The organism is Mycolicibacterium lacusdiani (genome assembly GCF_021916785.1).
In the GTDB taxonomy this organism is placed as follows: domain Bacteria; phylum Actinomycetota; class Actinomycetes; order Mycobacteriales; family Mycobacteriaceae; genus Mycobacterium; species Mycobacterium lacusdiani.
This window is the reverse complement of the sequence record NZ_JAKCFC010000002.1, coordinates 502676-525600: the sequence shown is the minus strand read 5'-3', so window position 1 is coordinate 525600 and position 22925 is coordinate 502676. Positions and strand designations below refer to the sequence as shown.

The following is a 22925-nucleotide window of genomic DNA, read 5'->3' as shown; positions in this document are numbered from 1 at the left end:
AAACAATGGAGGCGCTCGTGTTCGCAGCAGTCGTCGAGGAGTGGGGCGCGACCCCGGTGTACGCCGAGGTCGCCGATCCCGAGGAACGCGATGGCGCCGTCGTCGCAGCCGTCGAGGCATCCGCACTGACCAATCTCACGCGCGCCCTGGTCTCCGGAACGCACTACGCCAGCAAGGAGGTCCCGCTCCCGGCGGTCCCTGGCTTCGACGGCGTGGCCCGCCTCGCCGACGGCCGCCGGGTGTACGGGACCTCGCTGGCGCCCCACGGGATGATGGCCGAGCGGACGCTCGTCGGCACCTCGGGTCTCGTCGAGCTGCCCGACGGCGTCGACTCCGTGACCGCCGCGGCCGTGCCCAATCCAGGCATCTCGGCGTGGACGGCACTCTCGTACGCCGCCAACGTGCGGCCGGGTGACCACGTGTTGATCCTCGGCGCCACCGGCGTCACCGGCTCGATGGCGGCGCAACTGGCCAAGAACGTGTTCGGCGCCGGTCGCGTGGTGGTCGCCGGCCGTGATTCAGCCCGACTGGACTGGCTGCGAAGCGCAGGCGCGGACGACGCGATCGCCATGCGCGACGAGGACCTCGCGTCGCGCGTCGGTGCGCTGCACGCCGAGCGGCCGTTCGACGCCGTGCTCGACTACCTGTGGGGCCAGCCCGCGGCAAGTACGCTCACCGCGCTGGCCGACAGCCACCCAGCGGCGCACTACCACGCCACGCGTTTCGTCCAGATCGGTTCCATCGCAGGCGATCCGATCGAGCTGCCCTCGGGCATCCTCCGCGGGACGGGCATCGTCCTGTCGGGAGTGGGCATCGGCAGCGTGCCGCCCGAGGTGATGGCGAACGCCCGCACCGAGGCGCTGCCCCGGATCTTCGACATGGTCGCCTCGGGGGACCTGCGCCTCGAGACCGCCACGCGCGCACTGCGCGACGTCGAGAAGGCGTGGACGACCGCCGAGCCTTCGGGAACCCGCGTCGTCCTGGTCCCCTGAACCGTAGCGATAGAGACTCTCCTCTCGGGTGAGAGTAGTATCCGATTCGGTTGATGACGCGACTCGCAGCAGTTGGCTCGCAGGGTCGCGAACCGTCGCATCGGCGCGACATGCTCCTTCACCGATCGATTGGCACCGCGGTGCCCCACCTGAATGGAACTACGTGTCCCGTTCCACCATGCCCACCCCGGCCTCCAACGTGCGCGAAGCCGGCGATCCCAGCACCTCGGTGATGGCGGCGCTACGTTCACCCAAGCGACTGAAGACCGAGGTGCTGGCCGGCCTCGTCGTGGCGTTGGCGTTGATCCCGGAGGCGATCTCGTTCTCGATCATCGCCGGGGTCGACCCCCGCGTCGGACTGTTCGCCTCGTTCACCATGGCCGTGACCATTGCGATCGTGGGCGGCCGCCCTGCGATGATCTCCGCGGCGACCGGCGCCATCGCCCTGGTGATCGCACCCCTTGCCCGTCAGTACGGGCTGGACTACTTCGTGGCCGCGGTTCTGCTGGCAGGTGTGTTGCAGATCCTGCTCAGCGTGCTGGGTGTGGCCCGGTTGATGCGGTTCATCCCGCGCAGCGTGATGGTCGGATTCGTCAACGACCTGGCGATCCTGATCTTCACCTCGCAGCTGCCGCACCTGCTGGGCGTGCCCGCGCTGGTCTACCCGTTCGTGGCCGTCGGCCTGATCATCATGGTGTTCCTACCGAAGCTCACGACGATCGTTCCCGCGCCACTGGTCGCCATCGTCGTGCTCACCGCAGCGGCAATCGTGTTCTCGGTCCGGATCCCCAATGTGGGCGACGAGGGCGAACTCCCCTCGAGCCTGCCTGCGCTGTTCTTTCCCCATGTGCCGTTGACTTGGGAGACGTTGACGATCATCGCGCCGTACGCGCTGGCCATGGCATTGGTGGGCCTGCTCGAATCGTTGATGACCGCCAAGCTCGTCGACGACATCACCGACACCCACAGCAACAAGACCCGCGAAGGCTGGGGGCAGGGCGTCGCCAACATCGTCACCGGATTCTTCGGCGGCATGGGCGGCTGCGCCATGATCGGCCAAACCATGATCAACGTAAAGGTTTCCGGTGCCCGCACCCGGATCTCGACGTTCCTGGCAGGGCTGTTCCTGCTCGCGCTCGTCGTCGGGCTAGGCGACATCGTCGCGCTGATCCCGATGGCCGCACTCGTGGCGGTCATGGTCATGGTGTCGGTTGGAACGATGGACTGGCACAGCATCAAGCCAGCGACGTTGCGCCGCATGCCACGTAGCGAAACGACGGTCATGCTGGTCACCGTGATCGTCACCGTCGCCACGCACAACCTCGCCTACGGCGTCATCGTCGGTGCACTGACGGCGATGGTGCTCTTCGCGCGCCGCGTCGCCCACATGGTCACCGTGGAGAAGATCGCGGAAACCGACGACGACCACGACGGCACACCGGATTCGGTCGTCTACCGCGTCACCGGTGAATTGTTCTTCGCCTCGAGCAATGACCTGGTGTACCAGTTCGACTACACCGACGATCCCCGGAACGTCGTGATCGACATGTCCGACTCGCACATCTGGGATGCCTCCACGGTGGCAGCGCTCGATGCGGTCACCACGAAGTACCAGGCCAGGGGAAAGCACGTGGAAATCGTTGGGTTGAACACCGATTCGGCGGATCGCCACGACAGGCTCTCGGGCTCACTCGGTGCAGAGCATTGACCGACGAGCACATGCAGATCGGGCAGGTCGCCGCACGCACCGAACTGTCGATCAACACGGTGCGTCACTATGACGAGGTAGGACTGGTGACACCGTCGGCGCGGTCGGCGGGCGGCTTCCGTCTCTACACCGAAGCCGACGTAGACCGACTCCTGGTGATACGGCGAATGAAGCCGTTGGGTTTCAGCCTCGCCGAGATGCGAGACCTATTGGATGCGCTCGCAGTCCTCGATGACGACGTGGCTCCAGAGAACGAACGCGCCGAGGCAGCGCAGCATCTTCGGGACTACCGCGCCAAGGCCGAGGAGAGCGCCGACAAACTGCGAAAGCACCTCGCATACGCCGAGGAACTCACCGAGTTGCTCGCCGCCAGAGCCGCCGAAGCGGGCGGCCACCCCGAATAGGCGACCAACGGAGCGACACCGCATGCTCGGTGGAGCCTGCGCATCCAATAGACGGTGGGTCAACCGATGCCGTGCGAGATCGACGGCGCCAACCGGTAGCCGGCACCACGGATGGTACGGATGAACTCCCCGTGCTCCGGATCGTGACCGAGCTTCTCACGCAGCCGCCGCACGTGCACGGCAACGGTATTCGTGTCTGCGGGGTGCCCCCATACCGCGCGGCTGATCTCGTCACTGCTGGCGACCCGTCCGCGGCGCTCGATGAGATACACCAAGAGATCGAGTTCGCGTTGAGTCAGCTGCACGTCTCGCCCTCGGACGCGGGTTTCGTATCCGTCCCGGTTCACCTCGATGGGGCCGGCGACGAACACCAAGTCGTTCGGGGGATCATGACTTCCGTTGAAGGCGAACGGTGCAATGGCGCTGATGTCGTACGGACGCGTGATGAGCGCCGACGCTCCGGCCAACATCGCCGCGCTCGTGGCCGCGTCGGCACTCGGCGAGCCGATCAAGATGGGCAGGTTCCATCGGCTGCGCACTGCGGCGGTGATCTGGGCTGCGCCGACGACATGGGTTTGGGCAGCGAGAACCAACACGTCGGGCTGCTCGACGCCGACGGTGACGAGCGCTTCGGCACCGTCGTCGCACCACGTCGTGTCGATTCCGATCCTCGCGGCGTCGTTCATCAACCGCGAAGCGACCGCCGCATCGCCATCGACGAGGAGCAGCGTTCCCCGTTTGGACGTGGGGGCAACGCGACGCTCACCGAAGTCGAGAGACGGCTCGTACCGCCGCACCTCAAGACTCACGAGACACCGCCCCGCCCGTCACGCCGCCCCCGCGCGACGTGCATGCAGGGCCCGTTAGCCGAAGCGGCCCGAGATGTAATCCTCGGTGGCCTTCTGCGTCGGGTTGGAGAAGATCTTCTCGGTGTCGTCGACCTCGACGAGCTGGCCGGGCTTGCCGGTGGCCTCGAGGTTGAAGAATGCGGTCTGATCGCTCACGCGGGCAGCCTGTTGCATGTTGTGCGTGACGATCACGATCGTGTACTGCTGCTTCAACTCCGAGATCAAGTCTTCGATCGCCAGCGTCGAGATCGGATCAAGAGCCGAGCAGGGCTCGTCCATCAGCAGCACGTCGGGCTGTACCGCGATCGCCCGCGCGATGCACAGGCGCTGCTGCTGGCCGCCGGACAGACCGCCACCGGGCTTGTCGAGGCGGTCCTTGACCTCGTTCCACAGGTTGGCGCCCCGGAGTGACTGCTCGGCGACCTCGTCGAGGTTCTTGCGCACCCCTTGCAACTTGAGGCCGGCGACCACATTGTCGCGAATCGACATCGTGGGGAACGGGTTCGGCCGTTGAAACACCATCCCGATGGTCTTGCGGACGCTCACCGGGTCGATGCCCGACGCGTAGATGTCCTCGCCATCGAGCAGCACCGAACCTTCGACCCGGGCGCCCGGGATGACTTCGTGCATCCGGTTCAAAGTGCGAAGCACAGTCGACTTGCCACAGCCGGACGGTCCAATGAAGGCCGTGACACTGCGCGGCAGAACCGCAAGCCCGACGTTGGACACGGCGTGGAAGTTGCCGTAGTAGATGTTGAGATCCTTGAGATCCAGCCGCTTGGCCATGTTGCTCCTAAACTCTGTTCCGCGTCAGGTAGCGGTTGACGAATGCGGCGCCGAGGTACAGCGCAGCGATGATGAGGATCAGGGTCAGTGCAGCACCCCAAACCCTCAGGGCTCCCGCGGATTCCGGATTGACCAGTTCCGTGTAGATCAGCAATGGCAGTGACGCCATGTTGCCCTCGAAGGCATCCATGTTGATCGACCGGCTGTAACCGACCAGGACGAGCACCGGAGCCGTCTCACCCATGACCCTGGCCAGCGCCAGCAGGATGCCGCTGATCATGCCGGGGAGGGCGGTGGGAACGACGACCCGCATGATGGTCTTCCACTTCGGAATCCCCAACGCGTACGACGCTTCTCGCAACTCGTCGGGAACGAGCTTCAACATCTCCTCGGTGTTGCGGACGACGACTGGGAGCATCAGGAGCACCAGTGCCAGCGACACGGCGAAGGCACTCTGCTCGAATCCCAGGGTCGCGATCCACAGCGCAAAGATGAAGAGCGCGGCCACGATCGATGGCACTCCGGCGAGGATGTCGACCATGAACGTCGTCACCTTGGCGAAGCGGCCTCGCCCGTACTCCACTAGATACACCGCCGCCATGACGCCCAACGGCACGGAGAGTACCGCGGCGATCGCCGCCTGGATGAGGGTGCCGTAAATCGCGTGATAGACGCCCCCGGCGAACTGCTCGGGCAGGACACCGGCCAGCGAATGGCTCCACCACGTCGACGAGGTGACCGCGGTGATGCCCTTGGCCAGCACTGTGTAGAGAAGCCAGACCAACGGGACCATTGCGAGCACGAACGAGGCGGTGAACAGCGTCGTAGCGATGTTGTTCTTGAGCTTGCGAGCGCCGCTGACCGGGTGGAAGGTGGGACCCTTCACCGCCTGATCGAGTGTTGCCGTCATCCTCCGCTGACCCTTCCGCCGGCCGCCGCCCGCGCGAGCGCGTTGACCACGAAGGTCAGCGCGAAGAGCACGAAGCCAGCGGCGATGTATGCACCCGTGGGCAGTGGAGCGCTGAACTCCGCTGCGGCCGAGGCAATCTTGGATGCGAACGTGTAGCCACCGTCGAACAGCGACCAGTGACCCGCCTGCGCTGCGGTGCGCAGGATGATGAGAATCGCGATGGTTTCGCCGAGGGCGCGGCCCAAGCCGAGCATCGACGCCGCGATCATGCCGCTGCGGCCGTAGGGAAAGACCGTCATCCGAATCACTTCCCACTTGGTGGCGCCGAGAGCCTGGGCAGCTTCGACGTGGCCCCGTGGGGTGAGCGCGAATACCTCGCGGGTCACCGAGGTGATGATTGGCAGGATCATCACCGCGAGCACGATGCCTGCGGTGAAGATCGTTCCACCACCGGCCAGCGACACATTGCCATCGGAGAACAGGAAGAACCAGCCGAGGCTGTCATTGAGGAAGGTCGCCACCGGCGTCAGCCACGGCGCGAGGACGAAGATCCCCCACAGGCCGAAGACGATGGACGGCACGGCTGCCAGCAGATCGACCAACATGCCGAAGGGCCTCGCCAACCGCTTCGGTGCGTAATTCGTCAGGAACGCCGCAATGCCGATCGCGATGGGTACGGCGATGATCAGCGCGAACACGGAACTCAGCACTGTCACCATGAACAGATCGCGGATGCCGAACCGCAGGTTCTCCGAGTCGCTGGTGAGGAATTCGGTGGTTGTCAGGAAGTTCGCCTGGTTGGCCTGCAGCGAGGGGATTGCCTTGACGATCAGGAAGAGCGCCATCAGGGCGATCGCGCCGATGATGGTGGCGCCGGCAGCGATCGCAATGGACTTGAAGACGGTGTCGCCCCAACGCCCTTCGCCCTGCCTCAAAGCCGACCCCTTCCGGTTCTTGGTTGGCTCATCTGGAGTATGCCCGACCCGCTGTGGGCTCGCCGTCGTCGCCGACGAGTCCACAGCGGTCGAATCTGGTGTGACAGCCATCTGCTAGTGCTGCTAGGCCGTCGAGTTGATGGCGTCGACGGCTGTAGTCAGCCGCTCCTTGAAGGCCTCGGGCACCGGGATGTAACCGTTGTCCTCGAGACCGCTCTGGCCGTTGCCGAGGGCTGAGTGCATGAATGCCTTGACCGCGGTGGCAACCTCGGCATCCGGGTACTTCGAGCACACGATCTCGTAGGCGGCGAGCATGATCGGGTAGGACCCGGCCTCGGTGGGCATGTAGAACGACGCGGTGTCGAGGACGAGGTCGTTGCCCTCGCCCTTGAACTTCACGCCGTCGATGGCCTTGCCGGCCGTCTCAGTGCTCAACTCGACCGGCTCCGGCCCCGCCGACGTGATGATCTTGGCGATGGACAGACCCTGCGACTTGGCGAACGACCACTCGTTGTACGTGATGGAACCAGGAGTGCTCTTGATCGCAGCCGAGGTGCCTTCGTTGCCCTTGGCGCCCTCACCGACACCGCCGGCGAAGGACTTGCCCGCGCCCTTGCCCCACGAGCCGTCCGACGCCGCATCGAGGTACTTCTGGAAGTTGTCCGTCGTACCCGACTCGTCGCTGCGGAAGATGACGTTGATCGGCTCGCCCGGGAGCGTAGCGCCCTCGTTCAGTGCGGCGATCTCGGGCGCATTCCAGGTGTTGACCGAGCCGTTGAAGATCTTGCCAAGCGTCGGTCCGTCGAGCACGAGTCCGTCGACGCCTGCCACGTTGTAGGTGACCGCGATCGGGCCGAATACCGCCGGGAGATTCCATGCGTCGCTACCCCCGCAGCGTTCCTTGGCCTTGTCGACCTCGCCCTTCTCTGCGCTCAAGGGAGAGTCTGAACCACCGAAGTCAGTCTGCCCGCCGAGGAACTCTGACACGCCGGCGCCGGAGCCGCTCGAGGTGTAGTTCAGCGTGAACCCTGGGCAATCCTTTTCGTAGGCGTTGATGAAGCGCGTCATTGCGTTCGCCTGCGCCGAGGAACCGCTGGCCTTCAGCGCTTCCTTACCGCCGCAATCGCCTGCGGCCTCCGAACCCGAACCGCCGGATCCCGCCTCCGAGGAGGTGTTGTTGTCGCTGCCGCAACCCGACAGCAACAGGGCGCCAGCGGCCAGCAGGCTCAGCGCAGCACCAGATCGTTTCGCCTTCACGGAACTCCTTCTAAAGATGACGGGTAGACGCAGGACGTCGGGCGGACTGCCCATCGCCGATTCACACGTCGCGCCGAGCAGTGCGTTCCTGCTCGGCTGTCAACCTAGGGGGGCGCGATGAATCGAATACCTACGGATGGTGAACGGAAAATGAACCGCGACCGGGGATCGTGTCACTTCTTCCCAGGTAGTCGACAGCCAGCATTGCTCAACAGGTATCGAGTCGATGACGCCTGACCGAAACCCAGCCTGCTGTCGTGTGGCGATGCACGCGGCTCTCGCCGACCCCGGTGCGCTCGCAGCGACGCGACGGCATGGGTTCTCATCGAATCCCGAGCCCATACACTCGGAAGTCGGTGTCGCGCAACGCATTGGGTTAACTAGCCAAGGCTGTACGCCACGTCCGCGCTCGACACGGAGAATGCGAGCCGTTCGTACGTCTTCACGGCGGCGGAGTTATCTGCCTCGACGTAGAGCATGACGGTCGCCGCGGGGCCCAGCCGCTCTCGCAGATGGTGTAGGCCGACGAGCGTCAACGTCGCTCCGAGACCGCGGCCCTGCGCGGCCGGATCGACGCCGACGACGTACACCTCCCCGAGATCCGGTCCATGGACCTTCGTCCAGTGGAACCCCAGCAGCTGCTCGCCGGTTTCACTCCCCGAGTCGCTGCGCTCCTGCCCGCCGGGAACGTCGAACGCGAGGAACAGACCCTCGGCGTCGAACCACTCCTCGCCGCGGCGCTCCTCGATGTCGGCCTCGGTCCAGCCACCCTGCTCGGGATGCCACGAGAACGCGGCGTTGTTGACTCGAAGCAGTTCGGCGTCGTCGTCGGGGCCGGCGTAGGTGCGCACCTGGATGCCGGGGGCCACCGTCACCTCGGGCAGGTCGGCGAGCGGGCGGCGCATCTGCCACAGTTCGCGGACGTTCGTCAGTCCCAACGCCGTCGCCACTGCCCTGGCGGGTTCGAGGTTTCCGTGCGCCCAGATGCGTGCCCCGTCGCCGCCTTCGGCGAGCCCGGCACGGATCAGTTCCGAGCCGATGCCGCGGCGCCGGGCAGCCGGGTGCACGACCGCTTCGGCCATCGCGGGTGCGTCCTCGGAGCCCGGCGTCAGGTTCAGGTAACCGACGACGTCGTCCGAATCCAGGTCGGAGTCGTCGAGTGCCAGCAGGTGCCTGGTGCGGTCGTGCGAGAGTTCGCGCAGTACGCCGTCACCGACAGGCGCAACGCCGTCGGCCGCCATCGCAGCGTCGATCATGGTGCGGATGATGCGCTGTTCGGCGTCCGACAGCGTGCGACGCCAGGCGATCACTGCGCGCGGAGCGGGTCGCCGAACGCGTCGGGCACCGCGTCCGGGGTGTCGTATTCCTCGTCGAGGTCGTCGGCGACGTCGGTGCCTGCGGCGGGCGCACGGCCGCGCGCCGGTCGCACCGCCTTGTATCCGACGTTGCGCACGGTGCCGATCAGCGCCTCGTACTCGGGGCCGAGCTTGGCTCGCAGCCGTCGCACGTGGACGTCGACCGTGCGGGTGCCGCCGAAGAAGTCATAACCCCACACCTCCTGTAGCAGCTGCGCGCGGGTGAAGACCCGGCCGGCATGCTGCGCGAGGTACTTGAGCAGCTCGAATTCCTTGTAGGTCAGGTCGAGGGGACGGCCCCGCAGCCGGGCCGTGTAGGTCCCCTCGTCGATGACGAGTTCACCGAGGCTGACCTTGCCGACGCTCTCCTGGTCGGCTCCGCCGCCCCGCCTACCGACGAGCAGGCGCAGCCGGGCGTCGATCTCCGCGGGGCCGGTGCTGGGCAGCAGGATCTCGTCGAGGCCCCATTCGGTGTTGACGGCGACCAGTCCACCCTCGTTGACCACGGCGACGACGGGCACCGAGGTACCCGTGGTTCCCAGCAGTCTGCACAACCCGCGGGCAGCCGCCAGGTCGGTGCGCGCGTCGACGATCGCCACGTCGGCGTTCCCAGCCTCGAGCAGCGAGGAGACCTCGGTGGGCGCCGAACGCACGGTGTGCGCCAACAACGCCAGTGACGGCAGGACCGACTCGGGTTGCGGGTCGACGGTCAGTAGTAATAAGTCCAACGGGTCCTCCATCATGCCTCCGGCACCGTCGCGAGCCCGTCGACGGCGCCAACGACACCGACGAAGCCCGGTCACAGCCCAGATTCATGGCTGACACGTGGCCGTTACCGGCCAGCGATCGTCCAACGATAGCGTGCCACCTGCGAATTAGCCGCGCTGAGAGATGTGAGCTGTACCCAATGGGCCAGAATGTCGGAGTGCGCAGGCTGCTGATCGGGCTCGTCGCGGCTCTGACGTCGCTCGTGGTGGCGGCCGTGGGCGTGGACTTCGGCACCGCCATCTACGCCGAGTACCGGTGGGCACGCAGCCTCCGCACGGCCAACGACCTCGGCTTCGACCCCTGGGTCGGCGTCCTGGGCTTTCCCTTCGTCACCCAGGCCCTCGACCACGAGTACGGGGAGGTCGAGGTCCGCGCGGGCGGCGTGGATCATCCGGTCGTGGGCAAGGCGTCGTTGGAGACGACCCTGCACGACGTCGACATCGCCAAGTCCTCCTGGCTGATCGGACCCGAGGCGACGCTGCCGATCGGCAAGATCGAGAGCCGGATCATCGTCGACTCGACCCACCTCGGCCGGTACATGGGCATCAAGGACCTGCTCGTCGAGGCGCCGACGCGCGAGACCAACGACTCCACCGGCGGGACGACGGAGTCGGGGATCTCCGACAGCCGCGGGCTGGTGTTCACCGGTACGCCGACGGCCAGTGGCTTCGACGAGAAGGTGAGCATCTCGGTCGACCTGACGATGGTGGGCGAGGATCAGACCACGGTGCTGCTGACCCCCACGGGAGTGCTCACCGGACCGGGCACCGCGGATGAAGAGGTGCCCGACGACGAACTGGCGGCCGTGCTCGCGGCGTTCAGTGCATCGATACCCGGGTTGAAGCTGCCCTTCGGCATCGCACCGACCAGCGGCGGGGCCAGGGGTTCGGACATCATCGTGGAGGGCATTGCCGAGGGAGTGACCGTGACCTTGGACGGGTTTGATCAGACATGAGTTCTTCGATGATCGTCGTGATCGCGGTGCTGATCGCCGCGATCGGCGTCGCGCTGGTCGTCGGGCGGCTGGTGACGCTGCGGGCGGGCATGTTGCGCGACGCCGAGAAGGCCGCCGACGTCGACACCTCGGGCTTGGGGCTGTCCACCACCGGACCGACGGTGCTGCACTTCACGGCCACCTGGTGCGGACCCTGCGTCGCCGTTCGCCGGGTGGTGGAGCAGGTGTGCGCCGAGCTGCCCGCGGTCGCGCACGTCGAGATCGACATGGATGCCAATCCGGAGGCAGCGCGGCGCCTTTCGGTGATGTCGTTGCCGACGACGATCGTGTTTGGCGCCGACGGTCGCCCGCGTTTCCGCATGACCGGCGTGCCCAAGGCCGCTGACCTGCGGTCTGCGCTCGAACCACTGTTGGCCTGACGACTTCGTCATCGGTAGGCGATTGGGTAGTATGTCGGACGTGTCAGCCCGCCTCGAGCAGTTGCTCACCAAGCGCCGCGCAGTGGACCTGTGCCGCGTTGCGGGTTGTTGCTGTTGTTGTCGTAGCTGCTGAGTAGCCGCGCCGTTTGGAGCCGCACTCGGAGCAGACCCATGTGGTGTGCCCCCAGCCCTGTGACCACAGCATTTCAAGGAGCATCAACGTGCCGAACCAGAACATAGGTCAGGTCGACGTTCGTGGTCCCCGCTTCACCGCCTGGGTGACGACGGTCGTGCTCGTCGCGGCACTGTTCGCGTCCGTGGCGAGCTATGCCGCTGCAGCGGTCGTCCTCGCCGCACAGGCAGTCGTGTTCGCCATCGGGGCGATCGGCGGTCCTCGCCGCAACCCCTACGGCCGCGTGTTCGCCAGCGTCATTGCACCCCGCCTGCGGCCCGTCACCGAGACCGAGCCGGTGCCACCGCTCAAGTTCGCCCAGTCGGTGGGCTTGTTCTTCGCCGTGGTCGGCGCCGTCGCATTCGCCATCGGGTGGGGTCCGGTGGGCCTCGCCGCGACGGCGTTCGCACTCGTCGCCGCGTTCCTCAACGCCGCCTTCGGCATCTGCCTCGGCTGCCAGCTGTATCCGCTCGTCGCACTCCTGCGCCGGGCACCCGCACCGTCGTCATAACCGCACATCCGAAAGGACCCTTCTTCATGGCACGTTCCGAAGTCCTGGTCACCACCGAGTGGGCCGAGAACAATCTCGACGCCCCCAACACCGTCTTCGTCGAGGTCGACGAGGACACCACCGCCTACGAGGGCGGCCACATCGCCGGAGCCGTCCGGATCGACTGGAAGACCGAACTGCAGGATCCGGTGAAGCGTGATTTCGTCGATCAGCAGCAGTTCTCGAAGTTGCTGTCGGACAAGGGAATCGCCAACGACGACACCGTGATCCTGTACGGCGGCAACAACAACTGGTTCGCGGCGTACGCCTACTGGTACTTCAAGCTGTACGGCCACGAGAACGTGAAGCTGCTCGACGGCGGCCGCAAGAAGTGGGAACTCGACGGTCGCCCGCTGGTCACCGAGGTGCCCAACCGCACCGCCACGTCGTACTCGGCCAAGGCGCCCAACAACGACATCCGCGCGTTCCGCGACGAGGTCATCGCCGCGATCGGTGAGAAGAACCTCGTCGACGTGCGCTCCCCCGACGAGTTCTCCGGCAAGATCCTCGCCCCGGCCCACCTCCCCCAGGAGCAGAGTCAGCGCGCCGGCCACATCCCCACCGCCATCAGCGTGCCGTGGAGCAAGGCGGCCAACGAGGACGGCACCTTCAAGTCCGACGAGGACCTGGCGAAGCTCTACGCCGACGCCGGCCTCGACGGCGACAAGCTGACCATCGCCTACTGCCGCATCGGTGAGCGCTCGTCGCACACCTGGTTCGTGCTGCAGGAGCTGTTGGGACACCAGAACGTCAAGAACTACGACGGCAGTTGGACGGAATACGGCTCCCTCGTGGGAGCCCCGATCGAGTTGGGAAGCTGATATGTGCTCTGCACCGAAACAAGGACTGACGTTGCCCGCAGGCGTCGATCTCGAGAAGGAGACGGTGATCACCGGCCGCGTCGTCGACGGCTCGGGACAGACCGTCGGCGGTGCGTTCGTGCGCCTGCTCGACAGCAGTGACGAGTTCACCGCCGAGGTCGTGGCTTCGGCGACGGGCGACTTCCGGTTCTTCGCCGCGCCCGGCACCTGGACGCTGCGCGCGCTGTCGAAGGTCGGCAACGGCGACGCGACCGTTGCCCCGTCCGGCGCTGGGATCCACGAAGTCGACGTCAAGGTCGCCTGATGACGATGGCGGTGTCCCGGCGCGCCGGGGCACCGCCGCGAGAACTAGACTGAATCCGTGATTCTGTTCTTCGAGATCCTTCTCGTCGTGGTGAGCGTGATCATCGCGTGGTTCGCGATCTACGCGGTGTACCGCCTGATCACCGACGAGGCGTGACTTCCGACGACACGACGCCGGGCGCGGTGACGCCCGGGTCCGCCGATCGCGCCGTTGCCGCGGCTGCGGAGCGTGCCAGGGAGACGGCGCTACGCAACGTTCCGGGCTTCGACGATCTGCCCGTACCCGCCGACACCGCCAACCTGCGTGAGGGTGTGTCGCTGAACGACGCCCTCCTGGCCCTACTGCCGCTGGTGGGCGTGTGGCGTGGCACCGGCGAAGGGCGTGACGCCGACGGCGACTACCGCTTCGGTCAGCAGATCGTGGTGTCCCACGACGGTGGCGACTACCTCATGTGGGAAGCCCGATCGTGGCGACTGTCCGACACCGAGGACGGCGGAGGTGACGACGCCGCGGTGCCCGGTCTGCGCGAAACGGGCTACTGGCGCTTCGTCAACGACCCGGCCGACCCGTCGGAGACGACAGCGATCGAACTGCTGCTCGCACACTCCACCGGCTTCGTCGAACTCTTCTACGGCACCCCGCTGAACCAGGCGTCCTGGGAACTGGTGACCGATGCGCTGGCGCGCAGCAAGTCCGGCGTGCTGGTGGGTGGCGCCAAGCGGCTCTACGGCATCGTCGACGGCGGCGACCTCGCCTACGTCGAGGAACGCGTCGACGCCGACGGCGGCCTCGTTCCGCACCTCTCGGCGCGTCTGACGCGGTTCGTCGGTTGACCGGCTCGGCCCGGGCGGGTGCGGCGCTGCTCGTCGTCGGCTTTCTCACCGCGTGCGGCTCCACGGATCAGCCAGCGGAACCGTCGGACGCCGTGCCGTCAAACCCAGCGCCGTCGAGCGCACCTGCCGCGTCCGGTCACGGCGCCTACGCCGAATGCCTCGCCGAGAACGGCGTCACGACTCCCCCGGCGGGTCCCGCAGCGCCGCCCGGGGTCGACCCGCAGACGTGGGCGCAGGCGCAGCAGGCGTGCGCGGACAAGGCGCCCGGCCCCGCGTCCTGATCAGGACATGATGCGCTGCAGGAATGGCGTCGAGTCGGGCACCGATGCGAGCACCGTCCCGCTGTGGTCCTGATCGGGATAGACGTGCAATTCGACGGGTTGGCCGTTCGCGCGCATCGCCTCGTCGAGTCGCAGTGAGGACGACGGCGGCACGTCGCTGTCACGCAGCCCCACGCCGAGGAAGACTGGCCGGTCGTAGCCGCTCGTCGGGATGCCCAGGTAGTCGGTGAGCGCCGGCCCGGCACCGGGCACCGAAGCCAGCGGCGCCACGAAGAACTCGTTCGGCCGGGTGTCGGTGAGTGCGGTCGCCAGTTCGGCGGCGCACGCGACCTCGGCCATCGCGATGGCGTCCCTGCCCTTGGCGGACAGCACGGCGTCGACGTCGAGGTCGGGCCGCGCCTCCCGGAACGCGGTGAGGATGTAGGCCGAGTACGCGCTGGCGACCGAGCCGAGTTCGGGCGGCAGCACCATGTCCGGGCCCGCCTTGCCGACGATCTCGTCGATGAAGGCGGGCGTGCCGGTGGCGATGGCACCGCGGAAGTCGAGCCCGCTGCCAGCGCTGAACTCGGTGGCGTAATGCGCGGTGCCGACGGCGGCTGCACCGCCCTGGGATTGACCGACGACCGCCCAGCGCGGCGACAGTGCGATGCCCGTCCGGTGGCCAAGTTGGTGGAAAGCGATGACGGAGTCGACGATGCCGTGTGCCGTGGTGGCGGTGTCCAGGTAGCTCATCAGTCCCGGCGTGCCGAGGCCCGTGTAGTCGGAGGCGACCACCGCGTACCCCTGCCCGAGCCAGTGGTCGAGGTAGCCGTCGTCGCGGTCGCTGCGCGGCAGCGCCGAGGGCGTGCAGTCGTCGCCGAGGCCGGTGGTGCCGTGCGCCCAGGCGACGGTCGGCCAGCCACCTTGCGGCGGCACTCCGGCGGGCAGGAACACCGCGGCAGTGCTCACTGCCGGCCGCTGGTGAGTGTTCGTCGTGGCGTACAGGATTCGGTAGGCGGCGCCCGCGCCGGGCAGCGACACGGCGGGATCCAGCGGTACCGATTCGATGAGGGTGCCGGGCGCGCCGACCGTGCCCGCGTAGTCGGCGGCGGCCAGCCCGGACCAGTCGGGGGTCGCCGCGTACGCCAATGGCGTCGAGGGCGAGAGCAGGGCCAGCACGACGATGGCGATCGGCACGAGGGACAGTCGACGCATGCCGCCACGTTAGGCCGTGCGGGTGCCCGAGACATGGAGCGGCCCCCGAGCCGTACGTCTTCGGTGGACTACCGAAGGGCTCGGGGGCCGGGTGACCGCCGGGAATTCGCTAGCGCGCGCAGGTATGTCGATGCGCGTGAGCGACGATCACTCCCGGTGCTGCTAGCGGGCAGCCACCTCACATGTCCATATGTCACTCGAAATCTTGGACCACCTCCTCTCTTGTGTACGAGCGACCGTACTCCCGGATCTTGGGGTCGACAACCGGATTTCGCGCATAGCGATCAGGGCTGCGCACCGACACCGAGATCGACCAGTTCAGCGACTTCCGCGGCCATCGGCGCACGCGGCAGCGCCACGCCGTCGAGGGTGTGCACGCGGGCCGCCAAGGTCACACTCGACAGCAACCAGAGGCCTTGCGCGACACCAAGATCAGTGGCCCGGATCGCGGCTCGTTCGCACCGCCATCCGCGGCGCGCGGCCGCGCCGAACAGGGCGTCGACGGTGGTGCCGGGCAGGATCGGCGAGGACGAGGCCGGGGTGCGCAGCACACCGGGTTCCGGCGCGACGACGACGCTCGAGCGGGCTCCTTCGAGCACGTAACCGTCGGATCCCACCAGCACGACGTCGGACGCCCCGAGCCGCTCGGCCTCGCGCTGTGCTGCGGCGAACACGGCATACGACATCGACTTCACGCCGGCCAACGACCACGGGGCGGCAGGACCCACGCCGGGCGACCCGCGATCCAGCGTCACGGCGGCCACGCCGTCGCGCCTGGCCGCCACGACGCGTTCCGGCACCGCCGACACCGTGACCATCGCCGTCGGTGTCCCTCCCGCGCCGCGCCCGTGGAGCAGCCGCAGCACCGCCTCGCCACCCGACCATTGCGCGAGGGCCGTCGCGATCGCGGGCCGCCAGCCCTCGTCGTCGAGCGGGGGCAGGCCGATAGCCGCGGCGGAGGCGGCGAGCCGGGCCAGGTGAGCGTCCAGCAGGCACGCGCGGCCGTCGCGAACCAGCAGGGTCTCGAAGACGCCGTCGCCGCGCGCGAGCATCGGGTCGTCGGCGCGCAGCACCGGCGTGTGCGGGTCGAGCACCCCGGCGGCGAGGTCGACGACGACCACGGCGGGAGTGCGGGGCGTCATGGGCCACGACGGTAGCGATCGATGCTCGTAGAGTTGAGTCATGTCCGCAGTTCGCGCACCAGATTCCGGTCCCGACGCAGGCGCCGTGTGGCATTACGGCGACCCGCTCGGCGAGCAACGCTCCGCGACGCACGGGCTCGTCGTGATCGACCGTTCGCATCGCGCGGTGCTCCAGCTGTCCGGCAAGGACCGGCTGACGTGGTTGCACACCATCTCCAGCCAGCACGTCAGCGGGCTGAGCGAGGGGGTGGTGACGGAGAATTCGAGCCTCGACGGCCAGGGACGTGTGGAAGATCACTGGCTGCAGGTCGACCTCGACGGCGTCACGTTCATCGACACCGAGCGGGACCGCGGCGAGCCGCTACTGACGTTCCTGCGCAAGATGATCTTCTGGGCCGACGTGGTGGTGGAGCCTGCGGATCTGGCCGTGCTCTCACTGCTCGGGCCCAAGGTCGACGGGCCGGAGGTGGTCCGAGCCCTCGGGCTCGCCGAGCTGCCTGCCCCGTGGTCGGCGGTACCGCTGGCCGAGGGCGGCTTCGTACGCCGTCTGGCCGCGGTCGAGGTCGACCTGGTGGTGCCCCGCGAGCAGGCCGCTCAATGGCGTGACCGGATGGTCGTCGCAGGCGCCCGACCTGCGGGCATGTGGACCTACGAGGCGCACCGCGTGACGGCCCTGCAGCCCCGGCTGGGCGTCGACACCGACGAGCGCACCATCCCGCACGAGATCGGGTGGATCGGCGGGCCGGGCGAGGGCGCCGTGCACCTCGACAAGGGCTGCTACCGCGGCCAGGAGACCGTGGCACGGGTGCACAACCTGGGCAAACCTCCGCGCATGCTGGTGCTGCTGCAGCTGGACGGCTCGTCGGACCGCCCAGCGCCTGGTGACCCGGTGCTGGCGGGCGGCCGGGCGGTCGGACGGCTAGGGACCGTGGTGGACCACGTGGACGAGGGACCCGTCGCACTCGCGCTGGTCAAGCGAGGCCTGCCGGTCGACACCGAGCTGACGACCGGCGGCGAGGTCTCGGTCGCCGCGGTGATGGACCCCGATTCGGTGCCGTCCAACGACCACGTCGGTGCGGGTCGACTCGCCGTGGAACGCCTGCGCGGTCGAACGCGTTGAAACCGGATGGCCCTACGGCGTTCGTGGGGCCGGGCCTGCCAGCACAGAACCAGCGGGCACGGTAAGGTGCTGTCAGGACGATAAACACACTCAGATCGGAGCCGCCTGATGATCAGGCCGCTCCGTTATTGCGCGAGGGGGTCCCTCATGGGCCGTGGCCGAGCAAAGGCAAAGCAGACAAAGGTCGCTCGTGAGCTGAAGTACAGCTCTCCGCAGACCGATCTCACCCAGCTACAGCGCGAGCTGTCGCACGCTCCCGACCACAACGGCAGTGACGTACCCGCCGCAGTGGATGATTGGACCGACGAGGACGACTGGCGCCGCTAGCGCCCGTCGCGGGCCCTGGTTCTCACCGGGCCCGTTCTCTTAGAATCGTGGATGCTGCCCGACGAGTTGGGCACGCGATTCTCCCTTTGCACCCTTCATGACCGTGCCGAGCGTCCAACACTTGATGTGCCGGGCGGTCAGGATGGCCAGTGCGCGGTCGGTGTCCTCCGGCGCCACGACGGCAACCATTCCGACGCCCATGTTGAAGGTCTTGTCCATCTCCGCGCGCTCGATGCGTCCGCGTTGGCCGATCATGCCGAAGACCGGGGCAGGGGTCCACGTCCCGCGGTCGATCTGGGCCACCAGGCCGTTGGGCACCACGCGTTCGAGGTTGCCTGCCAATCCGCCGCCGGTGACGTGGCAGAACGTGCGGACCTGCGTCTCGGCGGCCAGCGCCAGGCAGTCCTTCGCGTAGATCCGGGTGGGCTCGAGCAGCTCCTCGCCGAGCGTGCGGCCGAACTCCTCGACGTGGCCGCCGAGATCCATCCGGTCGATCTCCAGCAGCACCTTGCGTGCCAGTGAGTAGCCGTTGGAGTGCAGCCCGGTCGAGGCCATGGCGATCAGCACGTCGCCCGGCTTGACCCGCTCGGGCCCCAGGACGTCGTCGGCTTCGACGACTCCGACGCCGGTGGCCGACACGTCGTAGTGGTCGGGCGACATCAGCCCGGGATGTTCGGCGGTCTCGCCGCCGAGCAGTGCGCAGCCGGAGATCACGCAGCCATTGGCGATGCCTGAGACGATTTCTGCGACGCGTTCGGGCACGGTGCGGCCTACGGCGATGTAGTCCTGCAGGAACAGCGGCTCAGCGCCGCACACGACGAGGTCGTCGACGACCATCGCGACGAGGTCGAGCCCGATGGTGTCGTGCTTGTCCATGGCCTGGGCGATCGCCAGCTTGGTGCCCACGCCGTCGGTGGACGACGCGAGCAGCGGCTCGCGGTAGTCGTTGCGCAGGGCGAAGAGGCCTGCGAAGCCGCCGAGACCGCCGCGCACCTCCGGCCGCGTCGCACGCTTGGCCAACGGCTTGAACAGTTCGACCGCGCGGTCCCCCGCTTCGATGTCCACGCCCGCCGCGGCATAGGAGGCGCCGTCGTTGTTGGCCGGCCGACCCTTGCTCGTCATCGCGCCCAAGGTTACCGCCAAGACCACCTCCACCGGGCCACCGGCTGTGTCACGCTGTGCCTCGTGAACGGACTTCGCTGGTCGGCAGGGGCAGGAGCAGCGATGCTGCTCGCATCTTTGGGGTCGGCCGGGGCGGCGCAGGCGTCGCCGAACCGCGGGATCGAGGCCCGGACGCTCGCCCAGTCGGTCGTCGACGGGCAGCAGTACGTGACGCGCGAACTCACCATCGCCCCGGGCGGCAGCACCGGGTGGCACTGGCACGAGGTCCAGGTGTTCGGGCTAGTGCGGGCAGGCACACTCACCCACGACAAGGCCGATTGCTCCAGCGACGGCATCTATCAGGCAGGCGCGCCGATCACCGAGGGGTCCGGTCCCGGCGAGGTCCACATCGGTCGCAACCTCGGTTCCGACCCCGTGGTGCTGTGGGTTCTATACATCGGCCCGGCCGGCGCGCCGCTGGCAACGGACGCACCGAACCCCGGTTGTCCGTTTGAGTAGACCCGTTAACGGTCATCCCGACGGGGATCCGCTCCGAATACCTCGAAAGCGGTATACGACGGATGGAGGACCGGTGTCGGATTCGAACACCCGCCGCTGCCTGGTGACCGGTGCGACCGGTTACGTCGGCGGCAACCTGGTGCCCGTGCTGCTGGATCGTGGACACACGGTTCGCGCCCTGGCCCGCACGCCCGGCAAGCTGGACGACATCCCGTGGCGGGATCGGGTCGAGGTCGCCAAGGGCGACCTGAGTGACGCCGACTCGCTGACCGAGGCGTTCACCGACGTCGACGTCGTCTACTACCTGGTGCACTCGATGGGCACGTCCAAGGACTTCGAGCGCGAGGAAGCGATGTCGGCCGACAACGTCGTCATCGCGGCCAAGCGTGCCGGCGTGCAGCGGATCGTCTACCTGTCGGGCCTGCATCCGCCGAACACCGCCGACCTGTCGAAGCACCTGCGCTCGCGAACGGCGGTGGGCGACAAGCTGATTGCCTCGGGCATCGAGACAGTGGTGCTGCAGGCGGGCATCGTCGTCGGGTCGGGTTCGGCCTCGTTCGAGATGATTAGGCACCTGACCGACCGGCTCCCGGTGATGACGGCACCGAAGTGGGTGCACAACAAGATCCAGCCGATCGCGATCGGCGACGTGCTGTACTACCTCGCCGAGGCGGCCGTCGCGGACGTCCCGGAGTCACGCACGTGGGACGTCGGTTGTCCGGACGTGCTCGAGTACGGCGATGCCATGCAGGTCTACGCCGACGCTGCCGGGCTGCGCAGGCGCCTGATCGTCGGCGTGCCGTTCCTGACGCCGACCATCGCGAGCTGGTGGGTGGGCCTGGTGACGCCGATTCCCTCGGGCCTGGCCCGTCCGCTGGTGCACTCCCTGGAGTGCGACGCGATCATGCACGAGCACGACATCGACGCCGTCATCCCGCCGCCGCCCGGTGGTCTCACGCCGTACGTCCAGTCCGTCAAGGAGGCACTGGATCAGGACGGCACCGCGGGCAGCAGGGGACGCAAGAGCATCATGCGCTTCAGTTCGCCTACGGCGTAACGCCTTTCGAGGTCCCGCTCAGGGGCGGCGCAGCGCGGAGGCGTTGTCGTTCGTCGCCTGCAGCGGGATGCCCGACTTGGCTGCGGTGGCCAGCATGTGCTCGATGACGTTCTTGCCGAGCGCGGTCTCGCCGGGAAGTTCGATCGGGTAGTTGCCGTCGAAGCACGCCGAGCACAGCCTCGACGCGGGCTGCTCGGTCGCGGCGATCATGCCCTGCTTGCTGATGTAGCCCAGGGTGTCGGCGCCGATGGCCCGACGTACGCCGTCGAGCATCTCTTCCTCGTCGGCCGAGTTGCTGGCCGCGTTGGCGATGAGTTCGGCGGGCGTCGCGAAGTCGATGCCGTAGAAGCAAGGCCACTTCACCGGTGGCGAGGCGATCCGTACGTGCACCTCGAGGGCTCCTGCTTCGCGCAGCATCCGGATCAGTGCCCGCTGGGTGTTACCGCGCACGATGGAGTCGTCGACGACGATGAGCCGTTTGCCGCGGATGACTTCCTTGAGCGGGTTGAGCTTCAGCCGGATGCCCAGCTGACGGATGGTCTGCGAGGGCTGGATGAACGTACGGCCGACGTAGGCGTTCTTCATCAGGCCCTGGCCGTAGGGGATGCCGGAGCCCTGGGCGTACCCGACGGCGGCGGGGATGCCGGATTCCGGAACACCGATCACCAGGTCGGCCTCCACCGGGTTCTCGGCGGCGAGCCGGCGCCCGATGTCGACGCGAGTGGCATGCACGGACCGTCCGCCGATGACGCTGTCCGGGCGGGCCAGATACACGTATTCGAAGACGCAACCCTTGGGCGTCGGGTTCGCGAATCGGGTAGAGCGCACGCCGTCGGCGTCGATCGCGAGCAGTTCACCGGGCTCGATGTCCCTGACGAACGATGCGCCGACGATGTCGAGCGCGGCGGTCTCCGACGCGACGACCCAGCCGCGGTCGAGGCGGCCGAGTGACAGCGGGCGGACACCGTGCGGGTCGCGGGCGGCGTAGAGGGTGTTCTCGTCCATGAAGGTCAGGCAGAACGCTCCGCGCACGGTGGGCAGCAGTTCGAGGGCAGCCTGCTCCAGCGACGAGTCGGCGGCACCGTGGGCGAGCAGCGCGCCAAGGATGTCCGAGTCGGTGGTGGCGGAGGCTGCACCGCGGGTATTCACCAGCCCGGCCTCGCGCGCACGGGCCGCGAGTTCGGTGGTGTTGACGAGGTTTCCGTTGTGTCCGAGCGCCACCCCGGTGCCCGCGGCGGTGTTGCGGAACACCGGCTGGGCGTTCTCCCACGTGGTGGATCCGGTGGTGGAGTAGCGGCAGTGCCCGATGGCGACGTGGCCCTCCATCGCGGCGAGCGTCTGCTCGTCGAACACCTGGCTCACCAGACCGAGGTCCTTGAAGACCAGGACCTGGGATCCGTCGGCGACGGCGATGCCCGCGGCCTCTTGCCCCCTGTGCTGCAAGGCATAGAGGCCGTAGTACGTGAGCTTCGCCACGTCTTCGCCGGGAGCCCAGACGCCGAAGACGCCACACTCCTCGCGGGGTTCGTCTTCGACCTGCTCGGGCTGCTCGTCGGTCACGATGAGGCTGCTCCCTGGGGGCTGTGGGTGACGACGTCAGTCTACGGACAACCGGCGCCTGAGGCGGAATCGGGCGCGCATGTCGCCTCTTTCGTCGGCGTGTTCAACGCCGCGACCGCGTGTCGCCATTCCTGGCGGCGTCAGCGGAAGGTGTGAAATTCGCCGCAGTCAGTCCAGCGTCACCAGCGGCAGCCAGTCGGCGATCTCACCGGCCCGGGATCCGGACGCCAGCACGGTCCCGGCGGCGACCGCGTCGGCCATCGTCTGGATGCCTGCGGCGAGCAGCAGCCAGGTGCGCGGATCGGTCTCGACCACGTTGGGCGGGTTGCCGCGGGTGTGCCGCGGCCCCTCGATGCACTGCACGGCGACGAAGGGCGGCACCCGAACCTCCACGCTGTGACCGGGTGCGGTGTCCTCGAGCGTGCGTGCGGTGAGCCGGACTGCTTCGGCGAGGACCGGGCGGTCGGGTGCCGGTGCGCCGGGGTCGCGCAACCACGTGGCGAGCGCGGTGACGGCGGCGCGGGTCTTCGTCGGGTCCGCGGGACGGCGAGCGGGCATGACTCCAGTGTCGCAAGGCCTTGACGTCAACTCCGCTTGAGGTTCTACG

Annotated in this window: 27 protein-coding genes; 15 read left to right on the top strand and 12 right to left on the bottom strand. The window is 67.7% G+C overall.

Annotated elements, in window-relative coordinates; genetic code table 11:
- Nucleotides 1-17 precede the first annotated feature (17 nt).
- The 3 genes from LOK44_RS07500 to LOK44_RS07490 all read left to right on the top strand — a co-directional run bounded on the left by LOK44_RS07500 (nt 18) and on the right by LOK44_RS07490 (nt 3104).
- Nucleotides 18-992 (top strand): quinone oxidoreductase family protein, encoded by a 975-nt coding sequence (locus tag LOK44_RS07500; protein WP_237569362.1) that lies wholly within the window; start codon nt 18-20, stop codon nt 990-992.
- 178 nt (nt 993-1170) lie between these two features.
- The gene (locus LOK44_RS07495; protein ID WP_237569361.1) at nt 1171-2700 is read left to right on the top strand and encodes a SulP family inorganic anion transporter; all 1530 of its coding nucleotides are present in this window, start codon (nt 1171-1173) and stop codon (nt 2698-2700) included.
- An 11-nt stretch (nt 2701-2711) separates the two neighbouring features.
- Complete coding sequence (locus LOK44_RS07490; protein WP_237569780.1) at nt 2712-3104, top strand: MerR family transcriptional regulator; 393 nt, start codon at nt 2712-2714, stop codon at nt 3102-3104.
- Nucleotides 3105-3163: 59 nt separating this feature from the next.
- On the opposite strand, the gene LOK44_RS07485 is transcribed toward LOK44_RS07490, so the two are convergent.
- From LOK44_RS07485 to LOK44_RS07455, 7 genes are all read right to left on the bottom strand, one after another.
- Complete coding sequence (locus LOK44_RS07485; RefSeq protein WP_372481199.1) at nt 3164-3913, bottom strand: winged helix-turn-helix transcriptional regulator; 750 nt, start codon at nt 3911-3913, stop codon at nt 3164-3166.
- Between the two features lie 54 nt (nt 3914-3967).
- Entirely contained in the window at nt 3968-4738 is a 771-nt protein-coding gene (gene pstB, locus LOK44_RS07480) for a phosphate ABC transporter ATP-binding protein PstB (RefSeq protein WP_237569360.1), read from the bottom strand.
- Between the two features lie 7 nt (nt 4739-4745).
- Nucleotides 4746-5648 carry a phosphate ABC transporter permease PstA gene (gene pstA / locus LOK44_RS07475; RefSeq protein ID WP_237569359.1) on the bottom strand — a complete coding sequence of 301 codons (903 nt, stop codon included), beginning with the start codon at nt 5646-5648 and terminating at the stop codon, nt 4746-4748.
- Nucleotides 5645-6694 carry a phosphate ABC transporter permease subunit PstC gene (gene pstC, locus LOK44_RS07470; RefSeq protein ID WP_237569358.1) on the bottom strand — a complete coding sequence of 350 codons (1050 nt, stop codon included), beginning with the start codon at nt 6692-6694 and terminating at the stop codon, nt 5645-5647. Before pstC ends, pstA begins: the two co-directional genes overlap by 4 nt.
- 12 nt (nt 6695-6706) lie before the next feature.
- Nucleotides 6707-7840 carry a phosphate ABC transporter substrate-binding protein PstS gene (gene pstS / locus LOK44_RS07465; RefSeq protein ID WP_237569357.1) on the bottom strand — a complete coding sequence of 378 codons (1134 nt, stop codon included), beginning with the start codon at nt 7838-7840 and terminating at the stop codon, nt 6707-6709.
- A gap of 380 nt (nt 7841-8220) precedes the next feature.
- The gene (gene mshD / locus LOK44_RS07460; protein WP_372481210.1) at nt 8221-9147 is read right to left on the bottom strand and encodes a mycothiol synthase; all 927 of its coding nucleotides are present in this window, start codon (nt 9145-9147) and stop codon (nt 8221-8223) included.
- A complete protein-coding gene (locus tag LOK44_RS07455; RefSeq protein WP_283817783.1) occupies nt 9147-9923 on the bottom strand; it encodes a winged helix-turn-helix transcriptional regulator in 777 nt (258 codons plus the stop codon). The genes mshD and LOK44_RS07455 overlap by 1 nt, the downstream gene beginning before the upstream one ends.
- Nucleotides 9924-10102: 179 nt before the next feature.
- Between LOK44_RS07455 and lmeA the strand changes: the two genes are divergently transcribed.
- The 8 genes from lmeA to LOK44_RS07420 all read left to right on the top strand — a co-directional run bounded on the left by lmeA (nt 10103) and on the right by LOK44_RS07420 (nt 14298).
- On the top strand, nt 10103-10918 hold the full coding sequence (gene lmeA, locus LOK44_RS07450; RefSeq protein ID WP_237569355.1) for a mannan chain length control protein LmeA: 816 nt from the start codon (nt 10103-10105) through the stop codon (nt 10916-10918).
- Nucleotides 10915-11337, top strand: coding sequence for a thioredoxin family protein (locus tag LOK44_RS07445; RefSeq protein ID WP_237569354.1), 423 nt, complete (start codon nt 10915-10917; stop codon nt 11335-11337). The genes lmeA and LOK44_RS07445 overlap by 4 nt, the downstream gene beginning before the upstream one ends.
- A gap of 31 nt (nt 11338-11368) precedes the next feature.
- Nucleotides 11369-11470, top strand: coding sequence for an Ms5788A family Cys-rich leader peptide (locus LOK44_RS30085; protein ID WP_372481198.1), 102 nt, complete (start codon nt 11369-11371; stop codon nt 11468-11470).
- Between the two features lie 88 nt (nt 11471-11558).
- The gene (locus tag LOK44_RS07440) at nt 11559-12020 is read left to right on the top strand and encodes a DUF4395 domain-containing protein (protein WP_237569353.1); all 462 of its coding nucleotides are present in this window, start codon (nt 11559-11561) and stop codon (nt 12018-12020) included.
- Nucleotides 12021-12046: 26 nt separating this feature from the next.
- Nucleotides 12047-12880, top strand: coding sequence for a sulfurtransferase (locus LOK44_RS07435; protein ID WP_237569352.1), 834 nt, complete (start codon nt 12047-12049; stop codon nt 12878-12880).
- A gap of 1 nt (nt 12881) precedes the next feature.
- Complete coding sequence (locus LOK44_RS07430) at nt 12882-13184, top strand: DUF1416 domain-containing protein (RefSeq protein ID WP_070355064.1); 303 nt, start codon at nt 12882-12884, stop codon at nt 13182-13184.
- A 152-nt stretch (nt 13185-13336) separates the two neighbouring features.
- Nucleotides 13337-14017 (top strand): heme-binding beta-barrel domain-containing protein, encoded by a 681-nt coding sequence (locus LOK44_RS07425; protein WP_237569351.1) that lies wholly within the window; start codon nt 13337-13339, stop codon nt 14015-14017.
- Nucleotides 14014-14298 carry a hypothetical protein gene (locus LOK44_RS07420; RefSeq protein WP_237569350.1) on the top strand — a complete coding sequence of 95 codons (285 nt, stop codon included), beginning with the start codon at nt 14014-14016 and terminating at the stop codon, nt 14296-14298. The genes LOK44_RS07425 and LOK44_RS07420 overlap by 4 nt, the downstream gene beginning before the upstream one ends.
- Here LOK44_RS07420 and LOK44_RS07415 read toward each other — a convergent pair whose 3' ends face one another.
- Together LOK44_RS07415 and LOK44_RS07410 are read right to left on the bottom strand one after the other, a co-directional pair.
- Entirely contained in the window at nt 14299-15492 is a 1194-nt protein-coding gene (locus LOK44_RS07415; RefSeq protein ID WP_237569349.1) for an alpha/beta hydrolase family protein, read from the bottom strand.
- Nucleotides 15493-15776: 284 nt separating this feature from the next.
- Nucleotides 15777-16634 carry an aminodeoxychorismate lyase gene (locus tag LOK44_RS07410; protein ID WP_237569348.1) on the bottom strand — a complete coding sequence of 286 codons (858 nt, stop codon included), beginning with the start codon at nt 16632-16634 and terminating at the stop codon, nt 15777-15779.
- A 40-nt stretch (nt 16635-16674) separates the two neighbouring features.
- On the opposite strand from LOK44_RS07410, the gene ygfZ reads away from it, so the two are divergent.
- A complete protein-coding gene (gene ygfZ / locus LOK44_RS07405; protein WP_237569347.1) occupies nt 16675-17754 on the top strand; it encodes a CAF17-like 4Fe-4S cluster assembly/insertion protein YgfZ in 1080 nt (359 codons plus the stop codon).
- Nucleotides 17755-17901: 147 nt separating this feature from the next.
- The gene (locus LOK44_RS07400) at nt 17902-18081 is read left to right on the top strand and encodes a DUF3073 domain-containing protein (RefSeq protein ID WP_163922234.1); all 180 of its coding nucleotides are present in this window, start codon (nt 17902-17904) and stop codon (nt 18079-18081) included.
- Between the two features lie 39 nt (nt 18082-18120).
- On the opposite strand, the gene purM is transcribed toward LOK44_RS07400, so the two are convergent.
- Complete coding sequence (gene purM, locus LOK44_RS07395) at nt 18121-19203, bottom strand: phosphoribosylformylglycinamidine cyclo-ligase (RefSeq protein WP_237569346.1); 1083 nt, start codon at nt 19201-19203, stop codon at nt 18121-18123.
- Nucleotides 19204-19266: 63 nt separating this feature from the next.
- Here purM and LOK44_RS07390 point away from each other — a divergent pair, with 63 nt between their 5' ends.
- The gene (locus LOK44_RS07390; protein WP_237569345.1) at nt 19267-19701 is read left to right on the top strand and encodes a cupin domain-containing protein; all 435 of its coding nucleotides are present in this window, start codon (nt 19267-19269) and stop codon (nt 19699-19701) included.
- 73 nt (nt 19702-19774) lie between these two features.
- Nucleotides 19775-20758: an NAD(P)H-binding protein gene (locus LOK44_RS07385; protein ID WP_237569344.1), complete on the top strand. Its 984-nt coding sequence runs from the start codon at nt 19775-19777 to the stop codon at nt 20756-20758.
- A gap of 18 nt (nt 20759-20776) precedes the next feature.
- Here the strand turns inward: LOK44_RS07385 and purF are convergent, their stop codons facing one another.
- Complete coding sequence (gene purF / locus LOK44_RS07380) at nt 20777-22318, bottom strand: amidophosphoribosyltransferase (protein ID WP_237569343.1); 1542 nt, start codon at nt 22316-22318, stop codon at nt 20777-20779.
- Nucleotides 22319-22486: 168 nt separating this feature from the next.
- On the bottom strand, nt 22487-22876 hold the full coding sequence (locus tag LOK44_RS07375) for a sterol carrier family protein (RefSeq protein ID WP_237569342.1): 390 nt from the start codon (nt 22874-22876) through the stop codon (nt 22487-22489).
- Between the last annotated feature and the right edge of the window lie 49 nt (nt 22877-22925).